This is a genomic window from Bradyrhizobium sp. ISRA442, assembly GCF_038085055.1.
In the GTDB taxonomy this organism is placed as follows: Bacteria; Pseudomonadota; Alphaproteobacteria; order Rhizobiales; family Xanthobacteraceae; genus Bradyrhizobium.
On the sequence record NZ_JALGCN010000004.1, the window covers coordinates 128393 to 142724 of the forward strand.

12 protein-coding genes are annotated in these 14332 nt (G+C 65.7%); 6 read left to right on the plus strand and 6 right to left on the minus strand.

Annotated features, from left to right (window positions below):
• The first annotated feature begins 203 nt into the window (after positions 1 to 203).
• On the plus strand, positions 204 to 1424 hold the full coding sequence (locus MTR72_RS10135; protein WP_341510343.1) for an MFS transporter: 1221 nt from the start codon (positions 204 to 206) through the stop codon (positions 1422 to 1424).
• A gap of 123 nt (positions 1425 to 1547) precedes the next feature.
• Here the strand turns inward: MTR72_RS10135 and MTR72_RS10140 are convergent, their stop codons facing one another.
• From MTR72_RS10140 to MTR72_RS10165, 6 genes are all read right to left on the minus strand, one after another.
• Positions 1548 to 2420, minus strand: coding sequence for a bifunctional helix-turn-helix transcriptional regulator/GNAT family N-acetyltransferase (locus tag MTR72_RS10140; protein ID WP_280964364.1), 873 nt, complete (start codon positions 2418 to 2420; stop codon positions 1548 to 1550).
• Between the two features lie 54 nt (positions 2421 to 2474).
• On the minus strand, positions 2475 to 3158 hold the full coding sequence (locus MTR72_RS10145) for a VOC family protein (RefSeq protein ID WP_280964363.1): 684 nt from the start codon (positions 3156 to 3158) through the stop codon (positions 2475 to 2477).
• A 280-nt stretch (positions 3159 to 3438) separates the two neighbouring features.
• On the minus strand, positions 3439 to 4392 hold the full coding sequence (locus MTR72_RS10150) for a hypothetical protein (RefSeq protein WP_280964362.1): 954 nt from the start codon (positions 4390 to 4392) through the stop codon (positions 3439 to 3441).
• Positions 4393 to 4407: 15 nt separating this feature from the next.
• Positions 4408 to 5730: an HlyD family type I secretion periplasmic adaptor subunit gene (locus MTR72_RS10155; protein WP_280964361.1), complete on the minus strand. Its 1323-nt coding sequence runs from the start codon at positions 5728 to 5730 to the stop codon at positions 4408 to 4410.
• Complete coding sequence (locus MTR72_RS10160) at positions 5727 to 7469, minus strand: type I secretion system permease/ATPase (RefSeq protein WP_280964360.1); 1743 nt, start codon at positions 7467 to 7469, stop codon at positions 5727 to 5729. The genes MTR72_RS10155 and MTR72_RS10160 overlap by 4 nt, the downstream gene beginning before the upstream one ends.
• A gap of 116 nt (positions 7470 to 7585) precedes the next feature.
• Complete coding sequence (locus tag MTR72_RS10165) at positions 7586 to 7876, minus strand: hypothetical protein (protein WP_280964359.1); 291 nt, start codon at positions 7874 to 7876, stop codon at positions 7586 to 7588.
• 469 nt (positions 7877 to 8345) lie between these two features.
• Between MTR72_RS10165 and MTR72_RS10170 the strand changes: the two genes are divergently transcribed.
• From MTR72_RS10170 to MTR72_RS10190, 5 genes are all read left to right on the plus strand, one after another.
• Positions 8346 to 10016 carry an acetolactate synthase large subunit gene (locus MTR72_RS10170; RefSeq protein ID WP_280964358.1) on the plus strand — a complete coding sequence of 557 codons (1671 nt, stop codon included), beginning with the start codon at positions 8346 to 8348 and terminating at the stop codon, positions 10014 to 10016.
• Positions 10017 to 10150: 134 nt separating this feature from the next.
• Positions 10151 to 11977, plus strand: a complete 1827-nt coding sequence (locus MTR72_RS10175) for a chloride channel protein (protein ID WP_280964357.1) — start codon at positions 10151 to 10153, stop codon at positions 11975 to 11977.
• 24 nt (positions 11978 to 12001) lie between these two features.
• Entirely contained in the window at positions 12002 to 12349 is a 348-nt protein-coding gene (locus MTR72_RS10180) for a Lin0512 family protein (RefSeq protein ID WP_280964356.1), read from the plus strand.
• A 6-nt stretch (positions 12350 to 12355) separates the two neighbouring features.
• A complete protein-coding gene (locus MTR72_RS10185) occupies positions 12356 to 13048 on the plus strand; it encodes a GNAT family N-acetyltransferase (RefSeq protein ID WP_280964355.1) in 693 nt (230 codons plus the stop codon).
• 89 nt (positions 13049 to 13137) lie between these two features.
• Positions 13138 to 14322, plus strand: coding sequence for a serine hydrolase domain-containing protein (locus MTR72_RS10190; RefSeq protein ID WP_280964354.1), 1185 nt, complete (start codon positions 13138 to 13140; stop codon positions 14320 to 14322).
• The last annotated feature ends 10 nt before the right edge of the window (positions 14323 to 14332 follow it).

The following is a 14332-nucleotide window of genomic DNA, read 5'->3' on the forward strand; positions in this document are numbered from 1 at the left end:
AGTCGGCTGGTTCATCCGCAGTCCTGGACATCGATCCATCATTGACAATGAATTCGGTTACAAGAAATCCGAAATAGTATGGGTGTTTCGCCTGACCCCCGCGGAACCCGCGCACAAAATTATTTCGTGTCCGATTGTTGCCGGTGTCGGCCCCCGCCGTTCCCATTCGTCTTCCACCCAGACAGACCTGACGGGAGACCAAAATGACCCCTTTCCCTTATCGCTGGGTGATCGTCGCCGCGGGCGGCTTGCTCGGCTGCGTCGCCATCGGCGGCATGTTTTCGCTACCGGTGTTCCTCCAGCCGATCGCCAAGGATACCGGCTGGTCGGTGACCGGCATCTCCAGCGCGATGACGATCGGCTTTCTGGCGATGGCCTTCACCAGCATGGTCTGGGGCACGCTGTCGGACCGGTTCGGACCGCTGCCGGTGGTGCTGACGGGGTCGACGGTGCTGGCCCTGAGCCTGTTCGCGGCGAGCCATGCGACGTCACTGCTCGCGTTCCAGTTCGTCTTCGGCCTTTTGGTCGGCGCCTCCTGCGCGGCCATCTTCGCGCCGATGATGGCGACCGTCACCGGCTGGTTCGATACCCATCGGAGCCTCGCCGTGTCGCTGGTGTCGGCCGGCATGGGCATGGCGCCGATGACGATGTCGCCGCTCGCGGCCTGGCTCGTCTCCAACCATGACTGGCGCACTTCGATGCAGATTGTGGCGCTGGTGGTCGGCGCCATCATGATCCCGGTCTCGCTCCTCGTCCGCCGTCCGCCCGCGCTCGCGCATGCGCCGGCCGCGGTGTCGGGCGAGGGCGCGCCGCAAGCCGAGATGTCGATGGGCGAGGCGCTGCGCTCGCCGCAATTCCTCATCCTACTCGCGACCAACTTTTTCTGCTGCGCCACTCATTCCGGTCCGATCATCCACACCGTCAGCTATGCCGTGAGCTGCGGAATCCCGCTGATCGCTGCGGTGACGATCTACAGCGTCGAGGGTTTTGCGGGCATGGGCGGCCGCATCGCCTTCGGGCTCCTCGGCGATCGCTTCGGCGCCAAGCGCGTGCTGGTCTCGGGTCTGCTGTTGCAGGCGTTCGGCGCGCTCGCTTATGTCTTCGCGCATCAGCTCACCACGTTCTACGCGGTCGGGGCCGTCTTCGGCTTCATCTATGCCGGCACGATGCCGCTCTACGCGGTGCTGGCGCGCGAAAACTTTCCGCTGCGAATGATGGGCACGGTGATCGGCGGCACGGCGATGGCCGGCAGCCTCGGCATGGCGACCGGTCCGCTCGCCGGCGGCCTGATCTACGACGCGTTTTCGAGCTACGCCTGGCTCTATATCGGCTCCTGGGCGATGGGCCTCGGCGCGTTCCTGATGGCGATGATGTTCAGGCCGTTTGCGAAGCCGCAAGGCGAAGTGGCGCCGGTGGCGGCGTGAGAAAGGAAGCCGTCATTCCGGGGGCGATGCGGAGCATCGAACCCAGAATCTCGCGGCACAACTTGTGGATTCCGGGTTCGCGCTGTTGCGCGTCCCGGAATGACGGGAAAGCGACGCCGAACTTCAAAGCCGCTTTTCGAAGAACAAATCCGGGTAAGGATCGTCGTTGAAGCGCGGGATCTCGCTCCAGCCGGTCCTGCGGTAGAGCTGGCCGGCTTCCGGCAGCGCGCTGTTGGTGTCGAGCCGCAGCAGCGCGATGCCGAGTTCGCGCGCGGCTGCCTCAGTTGCATCCATCAGGCGCCGGCCGAGGCCGAGTCCGCGCGCAGCGGGCGCGACCCACAGCCGCTTGATTTCCGCGTAGCCGTGGTCCGTGCCCTTCAGCCCGACACAGCCGATCGGCAGCGTGTCCGACATCGCGACGATGAACGTTCCCCGCGGGCGGCGCATGTCGGCGGCATCGGGATCACGCGACAGCGTGACGTCAAAGCCCTGTTTGAAGCGGCGGCCGAGCTCAGCGTAGTACTCGCCGAGGCAATAGCGTGCCTCATCGCTGCGCGGATCGATCTCGTCCAGCGCGATGCGGTCGCGCGTCAGCGCGGACGCGATCAGGTCCATCGCCGCGAGCAGGGCGTCCGCTTGCGAATGACGGCCTATGAAGTCCTCTGCCTGTGCATTCGAGAGCGCCTCATAGGCGGCGAACTCGCGCCGGCCCGCGCGCGTCAGCTTCGCGACGCGGCGGCGTGCGTCATCCTCATGCGCCGTGGTCTCGATCAGCCCTTCGTCCTCGAGGCTGCGCAAGAGCCGGCTCATCAGCCCGGAATCGAGGCCGAGATAATCGCGGATCTCCGCGACGTCGAAGCGTCCATGCCCGATCGCGTTCAGCACGCGCGCCGCGCCCAGCGGCCGGCCGCGCCCGAGGAACGACGTATCGAGCGCGCCGACGGCGGAGGTGACGGCACGGTTGAAGCGGCGAACGCGGGAGACGGGGTCGAGCATATATCTGACTTTAGTCAGATATTATTTTCAGGTCAATCGGGCTGGGGCGGCGCCTCAGCTCGGTAACGATGCACCGGCCTGTTCCTTCACGATGTAGTCGGCATACCAGTCCGGCCAGTTGTCATCGTACTTGCCGCCGGTGCGCTTCTCGTGCTCGCCATGCGCGACCGCCGCGCGGCGCAGCGCGCCTGCGAGATCGGCGGTCGATTTGAATGTCGTGTCGGCCTCGACACGGCCGGGCAGGCGCGTCGTGATCTCCTGAAGCAGCCAGCCATTGCCGTCGGGATCGCGGAATGAGGCGAAGGAGCGATAGCTGCCGCGCGCAGGATCCGGGCCGCTCACGCGACGCGAGCCGGAGATGTAGGGTTCGTCCGGGCCAGTATGCGTGTCGCCGCTGCCGTGAAAGACCTCGCCGACCTCGATGCCGCGGGCAACGAGCTCGTCACGGGCCGTCTGGACGTCGGACACGATCAGGTACAGGCCCTGCGCGGAGCCGGGCGCTGCCGCCGTGACGTTCCTGCCGAAGATGACCGAGGCGTTCGAGCCCGGTGGGGTGACCTGGATCACGCGCCAGCCGTCGTCCGAGGCGAAGTCGGCATCGAGCCGCCAGCCGAGCTTCGCGTAAAACGCCTTGGCGCGATCGACGTCGGACACCGGCACGACGACGATCTCGAGCTTGAAGTCGATGCTGCCCGGTTTCGGCGCCTCGGCAGCCTTGCTGTTCTCGGTGATGGCCATGGAGTCCTCCCTGATGTCGGTGAACCGGCGATGCGCATCTTGCGCGCCAAATGTGTCAGCTTGCGTGATGCCGCAATCAGAATAGCGCGCGCGACGCCGTTCGTCCGCAAAGCTGGAGTGCTTCTTGGGGGCGGTCTCTTCGCCACATCAACGGTCGGATGCTACCGCGTCGCCGACAATCAGTGCGCGATCAATGCGTTGCTACGTCCGTGGGACGGGGACGCCCGCCGACCGAGGGCGGCACCGAGCTGTCGCTGAAGGTGGCGCAAAGGCCTCTTCGCTAAAAATGATGCACGCCGAGCGCGGAGAACGCGCCGTCATGGACGTCGTGGCCTTCGCTCGTCGGCTGGCCGAGAAAGCCGAGATGCAGTGTGAGTGGTGGCAGTGCCGCCATCGGTACCGCGCCGGCGGTGTCGAGGCCGCCGATATCGACATCGTGTGTCGCCGCACCGTCATGCGCTGTCGCCAGCGGCGAACTCACGATGTCGGTGACGAGCGCGCTGACCAGATCGGTGGCTGGCGCATGGTCTGCACCGCCTCCGACGGAGTGCAGCAGACCGCCGACGATGCCGGTGACACCATCCACGAGTTGTCCGACTGTCCCGGTCACCGTGGACGTCAGCTCCGTCACGGTCGTGCTCAGGCTGTCCAGCGTATGCGACACCGCCGCGAGCGAGGTGTCGACGAGGTTTGTGATGGTATCGCCAAGCTGGTGGAGGGACGTCGCCGGATCGATCGCGGTGGATATCGCAGCATCGGCGTGGGTGGAGGCGTCTCCGGCGCTCACGGCGTGATCAGACGCGTGGGGAACGCTCGTGGCGTCAGCGTGACTTTCAGCCGCGACCGGCGCGGAGTCGTGGCCCTGCGTTCCGACCGCAACGTCCGCGCCTCCACGGGCGTCCGAGGCGCCGCTGCCCATCGTTGCGTCGGTGTGCAGCACCGGCGCGACATCGTGCGATGCCGGATCGGTCGCATCGGCATGCTGATCGCCGGATGCAGGTTGCTGTTCACTCGGAGCCATTTCGGCGGGCGCAGGCTCGGTCGGGTGCTCGGGTGTCGAGTGGGAATCCGTCGGAAGCGGCTGGGCAGCGATGGCGTCGTGAAGCCGACCCGCGTGAGCCTCGTCCAGGAAGGCGATCAGCGCGGTCATGAACGCGACGGTCTCGTCCGTCGTGATATGGCGCGCCAGCTCCGCCTTCTCGGCGCGGCGGTTGTTCTGCTTGGATGCAGACATCGACCTTGCTCCTCGTCAGCGTTCGCGGAAGGCGCGCGTCAGCTCGTCGCGCAGCGGACCGAACAGATATTCGAACAGCGTCCGCGGGCGCGTCGGCACGATCACCTCGGCCGGCATGCCCGACTGCAATTCGATGCGCGACTTCTTCACGTCCTCCGGCTCGAGCGAGACTTCGACGGCGTAGTAGCCGGGCCCGGACTTGTCGTTGGTGACGCGATCGGCCGAGACCGTTCGCACGATGCCGTAGAGACGGGGACGCTCGATGTAGTTGACGCCGGTCAGCCGGACCTCGGCGCGGCGCCCGACCGTGACGTCGTTGATGTCGGAGAGTTTTAGCTGCGCATCGACGATCAGCGGATTGTCCGACGGCACGATGTCCATGAGCTTGGCGCCGGGCTGGATCACGCCACCTTCGGTGAACACGTCGAGCCCGACCACCGAGCCGGTCGCGGGCGCCCTGATCTCCGTGCGGGTCACGACGTCGGTCGCGGCCTCGATCTTCGGTGCAAGCTCGGCGAGCTTGTTCTCAGTGGAACGGAGCTGATCGGTGATTTCGCTCATCCTCGCGCGTTCGGCCTTGGCGATCTCGAGCTCGTTCTGCGAGATCTGCTGCTGCATGCCGGCGATGGTGGCGCGCTGTGCGCCGATATCGGCCTGCAGCTTGGCGTCCTCGCGCTGGAGCGCCAGGATTCGGGTCTTCGGCGTATAGCCCTGTTCGTACAGGCGCTGCGCACCGCCCATCTCGTCCGACAGCAGCTCGCGCTGCTTCTCGGTGCCGGTGAGCTGGGCCTGAGTGCCGCCGATCTGGGCGTTTAGTTCCGCGATCTTACCCTTGAGCACGGCGGTCTCTGCCTCGAATTGGTGTCTTCGCGCGGCCATCATCGCGATCTCGTTCGCCATCGCCTGGCGCAGCGCGGGCTTCGCGCCTTGCGCATCGACGCCGAAGTCCGGCGCAGTGCGGCCGTCGCGCTCGGCGATCAGCCGCGCCTCCGCAGCGCGTGCCGCATCACGATCTGCAACCAGCACCTCCAGCTTGGCGCGCGGATCGCTGTCGTCGAGCGCAACGAGGAGCTGTCCCTTTTCGACGTGGGCGCCGTCGCGGACTAGAAGCTGGCGGATCACGCCGCCATAGGGATGCTGCACGCTCTGCCGCCGCCCCTCGACCTGAAGATTGCCGCTGGCAATCGCGGCCCCCGAGATCGGAGCAAGCGTGCCCCACAGCGTCATCGCGGATGTGAACGCGCCTACCACGATTGCTCCGACCAGCGCCGGCCGCCCCGGCCGCGCATAGAAGGCGCGCTCGCGGCTGGTGACATAAGTTGCGCCGAGCGTGCTCATGACGCGGTGGCCTTTGCAGCGGCCTGCTGCTGCAAGGCCTGATAGACCTCGCCGGGTGGCCCGAGCATGTCGAGCATGCCGCTGCGCAGCACCATCATGACGTCGACGATGTCGAGGATCGTGGTGCGGTGGGTGATGACGATGACGGCGGCGCCGTCGGCCTTGGCCTGGAGCAGGGCGGCCTTCAGCGCTTCCTCGCCGGGGCCGTCGAGATTGGCATTGGGTTCGTCCAGCACGAGCAGCGGTGGCCGTCCGAGCAAGGCACGCGCCAGGCCAAGCCGCTGGCGTTGTCCGCCCGACAGCCCGACGCCGCCGACACCGAGCCGCGTGTCGTATTGCCGGGGCAGCTCGAGCACCATCTCGTGGATGCCGGCGCGGATGGCGGCGTCGATGATCTCGTCGGTCGAGGCGTCGCCGAAGCGCGCGATGTTCTCGCGCACGGTGCCGGCGAACAGGCCGACGTCCTGCGGCAGGTAACCGACATGGCGGCCGAATTCGACCGGGTCCCAGTGATTGTAGTCGAGGCCGCCGAAACGCAGCCGCCCTGTGGCGGGCGCCATCGCGCCGACCAGGAGGCGCGCCAGCGTGCTCTTTCCGGATCCGCTCGGACCGACGATGCCGAGGGCCTTTCCACCGGCGAGCTCGAAGGACAGGCCCTTGAGCACCGGCTCTTGCCGCGACGGCAGCTCGCAGACGAGCTCGCGCACCTCGACGGTGTTGCGCTGCTTCGGCACGATGGTCTGAGGTGTCGTCAGATCGATGGTGGCGAGCAGGTCTCGCACTTGCGTGTAGGCGTCGCGCGCACCGATGAACTGCTTCCAGGTGCCGACCGCCTGTTCGACCGGCACCAGCGCGCGACCCATGACGATGCTGGCGGCGAAAATGGTTGCCGGCATGATCGCGTGGTCGATGGCGAGCCAGGCGCCGGTGCCGAGCATCAGGGATTGCAGCAGCAGGCGGAAGAAGCGGATCGACGACGTCATCACCGCGTTCTTGTCGCTGGCGATCGCCTGCTGGACCAGCATCGCGGAACGCTGGCTCTGCCAGTTGCGCTCGACCGCCGGCTGCATGCCCATGGCGCGGATCACGTCGGCGTGGCGCAGAACGTTCTCGGTGAAGACGTAGGACTGATTTCCAGACGCCTCAGCCTGCTTCATCGGCGCGCGGGTCAGAACCTCGTTCACGCCGGCGAGCCCCAGCAGCAGCAATGCGCCGATGGTCGCGACGAGACCGAGCAGGGGATGGATGAAGAAGAGCAGCAGCAGGTAGATCGGGATCCAGGGCAGGTCGAACGCGAAATAGATGCCAGGCCCCGTCACGAAGGTGCGGAACTGGTCGAGATCGCGGAGCTGTTGGGCGCCGCGCGAGGCACCGCGCTCGGCCGACCGCACCACTAGCGCCTCGAACACGCGCGTCGACAATTCCATGTCGAGCCGGATGCCGCAGCGAATGAGGATCCAGGAGCGCACTGCGTCGAGCCCCGCCATGGTCAGCAGCGCGATGGCGAGGATCAGGGTGAGAAGGACGAGGGTGGAGATGTTTTCGTTGAGCAGGACGCGGTTATAGACCTGCATCAGATAGAGCGGCGAGCTGAGATAGAGCAGGTTGATCGCGCTGGAAAACAGTCCGGCAAAGAGGAAATGCGGCCAGAGTTTGAGTAACGCCTCGCGAACGTCGTCGCTGTGACGACGAGACGACCCTGCCGCCTCATCCGCGACCGTCAAAGCCCCTGCCGCCATATGTGTGATCCCTGGAAATAAAGAGTGCGCGCCGAGACGCTGGCGGGCTTACGCGTTGAATTGCGTGGGGCTGTCGCCCCACGCCACGCATCGTCATGAAGTGAGGGAACAGCGACTCAAACCAGGCCGTGAAGGAGCCCACCGACGTCGAGATGGCCGACGTCTGCACTGAGGCCGACCGCGGTTGGTGCGGAGATCGAGGCTTCGATGCCGCCGGTTCCCGCGAGGCCCGACGCGGATACGTCAATGCTGGGGTTGGTTTCGATCAGCGCGCCGAGATCGAGCGTGTGCGACAGATCGACCGCGCCGCTGGCGCCGGCCGTTGCACTTCCACCTGCATCGACACTGCCTGTAGCTGTTCCAAGCAAGCCATCGACCGTGCCGAGCAGGTTTCCGAGAAGAGCCATGTGAACTCCTTTGGTTGGCATTTGAGATCGCGACAGAAGAGTCGCTGCCCAAGAAGTCATGCCGCCGCGAAAAGTTGCGGACTCACATGAGGCCATTTCGTGCTGATTTCTTGGACGCGGAACTTCGGAGGCCCGCGCGAGACGAACAGCGCATCTCACTCGCGGCGAGATTCTGGATTGCTTCGCTGCGCTCGCAATGACGGTGTTTGTTGAGGTAGAATACAGACCATCTCCCGACGTCGTCCCGGCGAAGGGCGGGACCCATTACCCCGGTCAGCGTTGTCGAAGCTCGCTGGGCCACCGAACAACAACTGCCTGTGGTTATCGGTCCCGACCTTCGCCGGGACGACCATGTTAAGCGAGCTCTAGAGCTCCTCACGCGCCGCTTTGTGAGTTGTGCCGGCGCCTCGGGCGGCTACGATGCGTCTGCTACAGCGGTGCGCGGGAGCCGAAATATGCTGGAGGCGACATGAGCGGGCAGGAGCGCAAGGTGAAGGGATCGGATCTGCTTGTCGCGGCGCTGGAGAACGAAGGCGTCGACCGCATCTTCGGCGTTCCCGGCGAGGAAAATCTCGATCTGGTGGAATCGTTGCGCAACTCCAAAATCGAACTGATCCTGACCCGGCATGAGCAGGCCGCCGCGTTCATGGCCGCAACCCATGGACGGCTGACGGGCAAGCCGGGCGTGTGTCTCTCGACGCTCGGCCCGGGCGCGCTCAACCTGTCCACCGGTGCGGCCTATGCGCATCTCGGCGCGATGCCGATGATCTTGATCACCGGCCAGAAAGCGATCATGAGCAGCCGTCAGGCGCGTTTTCAGATCGTCGACGTGGTCGCAACGATGAAGCCGCTGACGAAACTGTCGCGGCAGATTGTCAGTGCCTCCAGCATCCCGACGGTGGTGCGCGACGCCTTCCGCGCGGCGATGGAGGAGCGGCCGGGACCGGTACATCTCGAGCTGCCCGAGGACGTCGCGGGGGAGGAGGTGGCCTCCGTCCCGGTGGTGCCGACCCATCCGATCGAAATCCCCGTTGCCCATCGTGCCGCACTCGACCGTGCCGCCGCGATGATCTTGGCCGCGAAGCGGCCGCTGGTGATGATGGGAGCGGCGACCAGCCGGCCGAGGTCGACCCACGGCATTGCGAGCTTCGTGCGCCGCACTGGCATTCCGTTCTTCACCACCCAGATGGGGAAGGGCACGGTACCCGGCGGCACCAACCTCTATATGGGCACTGCAGCGCTGTCCGAGCGCGACTACGTCCATGACGCGATCGATGCGGCCGACCTGATCGTCGCGATCGGTCATGATCCCGTCGAGAAGCCGCCCTTCATCATGGGGCCGTCGGGTCCGAAGGTCATTCACGTCAGCTACACGCCCGCCAGCGTCGAGCAGGTCTATTTTCCGGATGCAGAGGTCGTCGGCGACGTCGGCCCCAGCCTGGAGCTGCTCGCCGACCGCGTCGAGGGCAAGCTGCCGCACGCGGCGGCGCTGTTGCCATTGCGCGAAAAGATCCTCAGCCACATCGCCGATCGCGCCACCGAGGCACGCTGGCCGCCGACACCGCAGCGGATCGTGCACGACATCAGGCAGGTGATGCCGGAGAACGGCATCGTCGCGCTCGACAACGGCATGTACAAGATCTGGTTCGCGCGGAACTACCGCACCCGCGTCGCCAACACGCTGCTGCTCGACAATGCGCTGGCGACGATGGGCGCCGGCCTGCCGTCGGCAATGATGGCCGCGATGCTCTATCCCGATCGCCGCGTGCTCGCGGTCGCCGGCGACGGCGGCTTCATGATGAACAGCCAGGAGATGGAGACGGCCGTCCGCCTCAAGCTCAACCTGGTCGTGCTGGTACTGGAGGACAACGCCTACGGCATGATCCGCTGGAAGCAGGCAGTCGATCACTTCGCGGATTTCGGCATGACCTTTGGCAATCCCGACTTCGTCATGTACGCCAGGGCCTATGGCGCGCAAGGGCACCGGATCGCGAGTATCGACAGCTTCGTGCCGACGCTCGATGCCGCATTCAAGGACGGCGGCGTGCACCTGATCTCGATCCCGATAGACTATTCCGAGAACGTGCGGGTGCTGGTCGACGAGCTGCGGGCCCGAGACAGGCAGGGCGGTGGCCATTAACTTTTGCGGCCAACCGGCTTTTTCAAAGACAACATCTGCCTGATTTAGAGGCAGGGCGAATACCAGCCATTCCTTGAAATATATCGGGTCACGATATATTGGCAGGCGCGAGAATTCTCCCGACAAGAGCAAACATGCGCCAGACCCTGGACATAACCGGCGGGCTTCCGCGTCATCGCGGCAAGCCCGGAGACTTCACCGCCGACCGCCGTGTGCTGATCCTGATCGGGATGGCCATACTGGTCGGGAGCCTCGGGGCCGGGGCAGCATGGGTGCTGCTGAAGCTGATCGCGCTGGTTACGAACCTGGTCTGGTTCGGCCATGTCAGCACCGAGAACGTCGCGCTGGCGAATGCCCATCCGGGAATCTGGATGGTGCTGGCGCCGGCGCTCGGCGGACTCGTGATCGGGCTGATGGCGCGCTTCGGCTCGGAGAAGATCCGCGGGCACGGCATTCCCGAGGCGATCGAGGCGATCCTGATCGGCGGCAGCCGGATGCAGCCGAAGGTGGCGATCCTGAAGCCGCTGTCCTCGGCAGTGTCGATCGGCAGCGGCGGTCCGTTCGGCGCCGAAGGGCCGATCATCATGACCGGTGGTGCCATCGGCTCGATCTTCGCCCAATGTTTCCATCTCACCGCCGCCGAGCGCAAGACGCTGCTGGTCGCGGGCGCGGCCGCCGGCATGACGGCGATTTTCGGAACGCCGATCGCGGCAGTGCTGCTCGCGGTCGAGCTGTTGCTGTTCGAATGGAAGCCGCGCAGCTTTCTGCCCGTGGTGACGGGCGCCGTGGTCTCCGCGGCCTGGCGTCCGCTGCTGTTCGGAACGGGACCGCTGTTTCCGTTCGCGGAGCGGCCGGACCTGCCCTGGTGGGGACTGGCGGCTGCGATCGGCGTCGGCGTCGTCGCCGGCCTGCAATCCGGATTGATGACGCGGCTGCTCTATGCGGCCGAGGATCTGTTCGATCATGTGCCGCTGCACTGGATGTGGTGGCCGATGCTGGGCGGGCTGGTGGTCGGCCTCGGAGGTCTCGTCGATCCGCGCGCGCTTGGCGTCGGTTACGACGTCATCGCCGATCTGCTGTCCGGCCACATGGTGCGCGAGGAGGCGATCCGGCTGTTGCTGGTCAAGTCCGCCATATGGGTCGTCGCGCTGGCCTCGGGCACGTCGGGCGGCGTGCTGGCGCCGCTGCTCATTCTCGGGGGCACGGCGGGCTGGATGGAGGGGTTGGTGCTGCCCGGTGGTGCCTCGTTCTGGGCACTGGTCGGCATGGCCGCGATGATGGGCGGCACGATGCGCTCGCCGCTCACCGGCGTTATGTTCGCAATCGAGCTGACCGGCAACATCGACATGCTGCTGCCGCTGCTGGCGGCGACAGGAGCCGCGCACGCCGTCACCGTCCTGCTGCTGAAGCGCTCGATCCTCACCGAGAAGATCGCGCGCCGCGGCCAGCACATCACGCGCGAATATTCGATCGATCCGTTCGAGCTGCTGCGCGCCGCCGACGTCATGGTGAAGAGCGTCGACACGCTTCCAGTCGACTTGCCCATCGACGCGGCCGTTGCCTTCTTCACCTCGGAGGAGCGGCGTCACAAATCCTATCCCGTCGTCGCCGCCGATGGCCGGCTGACCGGGATGGTCACCCGTGCCGACGTGCTGCGCTGGCGTACCGAGGGCGATCACCAGGCCGCGACGCTCGACGACGTCGTCTCGGATACTTCAGCGGTGATGGCGCATCCCGACGATGTGCTGGGGCGGGTGGCCGATCTCATGGTTGCCTCCGACCTCGGCCGCCTGCCGGTGGTCGACCGCGCCAGCCATCGCGTCGTGGGTCTGGTCGCGCGCAAGGATCTGTTGCGTATTCGCGCGGTCGTGATTGCCCAGGAGGAACACCGCAACGCATATTTCCTGCGTGAAAAGACGCTTGTGCCGGAGGCGCGGATCGCGGAAGGTCAGCCCCTCTGAACTCCAGCATTCACAGGAATGGAAATGACCCGCGTTCGCTGCGTTACCGAGATGGGCATGGGCGTCGACGTCCACGGCAGGAATGCGACCAAGGCGGCCAAGCGCGCCGTCTCGGACGCGATCAGGCATTCGAGCCTTGGATTCTTCCGGATGATCGGGAAGACCGCGAACGACATGTTCGTTGAGGTCACCATCGCGGTGCCGAATCCCGAAGCCGTCGACAAGGACGCGGTCGCGAAGGAGCTTCCTTACGGCACGGTGACGGTCAATGCGGTCAAGGGCGGGCTGGAGATTCCCTCGGCCACGGAGCAGGCCAACGACCCCATCCTCATCGCCAACGCGGCCGTCATCGTCAGCTTCGACAAGGAGTAGGACGAGGTGTCCGACGGCGACGAAACGCTGCTGGATCGTCCGATCTGGAGCGCGCTGACGACCCGCCAGAAGCATCTGGCGGAGGGCGGGCCTCAAGCGTTGCGCTACCCCGTGGCGATGACGCCCTTTGCCGACATGGTCGACATGTCGGCGGCAAGCTTTGCTGATCTCGGCGGCTTGATGTCACCTTCACAAGTGGCCGTGCTGTTTACGCCGGACGTCGTGACACCGCCCACGGGCTTCAAGGTCGTGCTCGCGGAGACCGGCGAGCAGATGATCGGTGCGCCTGGCGACAGCACATTGCGGGGCGCCGAGATCGTGACGCTGGGCGCCGCCGACGTTCCCGCGATGACGGCGTTGACCGCGCTGACGAAGCCCGGTCCGTTCTCGGCGCGAACGCATGAGCTCGGCACGTTTCTCGGCATCCGTGTTGGCGGTGAACTGGTTGCGATGGCCGGGGAGCGGATGAAGCCGGGCAATTTCACCGAGATGACCGCGATCTGCGTGCATCCTGCTCATCGTGGACGGGGTTACGCGCAGGCGCTGCTCGGGGCCATCGCGCGCCAGATCGAGGCGCGCGGCGAAGTTCCGTTCCTGCATGTCTTCTCCAACAACGCATCAGCGATCGCGCTGTACCAGAGGCAGGGGATGCGGATTCGGCGCCGCTTGCACGTTACTGCGCTGATGAAGCAGGCGTGAACGTCGCACATCGTCGTTCGGTCGCCAGCGGGCCTTCATATCCGGCAAATTCGCGCTATATCGTCCGCAGCCACATTGGGGAGCAGCAGATGGACGCGAGGGTCAGCGATTTTTCCGCCGTGCGGACGGCGATGCAGCGCTATGTCGATCAGGAGATCATCCCTGGCGCATCCTGGGCAGTGCTGCGCGGGGGCGATGTCGTCGATCAGCAATGTGTCGGCTTGGCCGACCGCGAGGCGAACGTCGGGCTCCGTCCGGACCACATCTTCCGCGCCTTCTCAAACACCAAGATCTTCGTCACCTGCGCGATCATGCTGCTGGTGGAGGAGGGCCGCGTCGGGCTTGACGACGTCGTCGAAAAATTCCTGCCGCAGCTCGGCAATCGGAAGGTGCTGAAGCAGGGCGCGGCGAGCCTCACCGATGTCGAGCCGGCGAGGGGGCCGGTCACGATCCGCCAACTCCTGACCCACACCTCCGGCCTGAGCTATGGCATCTTCGATCCCGGCACGGTGCTGTTCAAGGGCTACAACGAGGCACGCGTTCTCGATCCGCTGACACCGCTCACCGACATGATCGACAAGCTTGCCGATCTGCCGTTGTCCTATCATCCCGGCACCGCCTGGGAATATTCGGTCGCCACCGACGTGCTCGGCCGTGTCGTGGAGGTCGTTTCGGGCAAGTCGCTCGATGCCTTCCTCAAGGCGAACATTTTCGATCCGCTTGGCATGGCCGACACCGGCTTCCACGTGCCCGAGGCTGCACAGGGCAGGCTGGTCGGTCTCTATAATGGCGCCGACGTGCTTGACCCGATGAAGCCTGGCCTCACGCGCGCCGACAATCTGCCCTATCCGCAAGCCTATCGACGGCTATTTCCGCGGCTGTCGGGTGGCGGTGGCTTGGTCTCGACCTTGCCGGACATGCTCGCGCTGGTGCGCGCGCTGCTGCCGGGGTCGGACGCGCTCCTCAAGCCCGAGACGCTGCGGCAGATGATGACGAACCAGCTCCCTGCAGGCCAGACGATCCGCTTCGCCAATCTCGGACCGATCCCCGGCAAGGGATTTGGCCTCGGCGGCGCCGTCACCTTCGCTCCGACGCCCTTTGATCCCGTAAACTCGGCCGGCGAATTCCAGTGGGGTGGCCTTGCCGGGACCCATTGGTGGATCTGTCCAACGGCCAATACCGCGGGCGTCCTGATGACCCAGCGCTACATGGGCTTCTGGAATCCCTTCTTCTTCGAGTTCAAGCGTCTGGCCTACCAGGCGGTCGGAGGCTGATCTCAAGAAA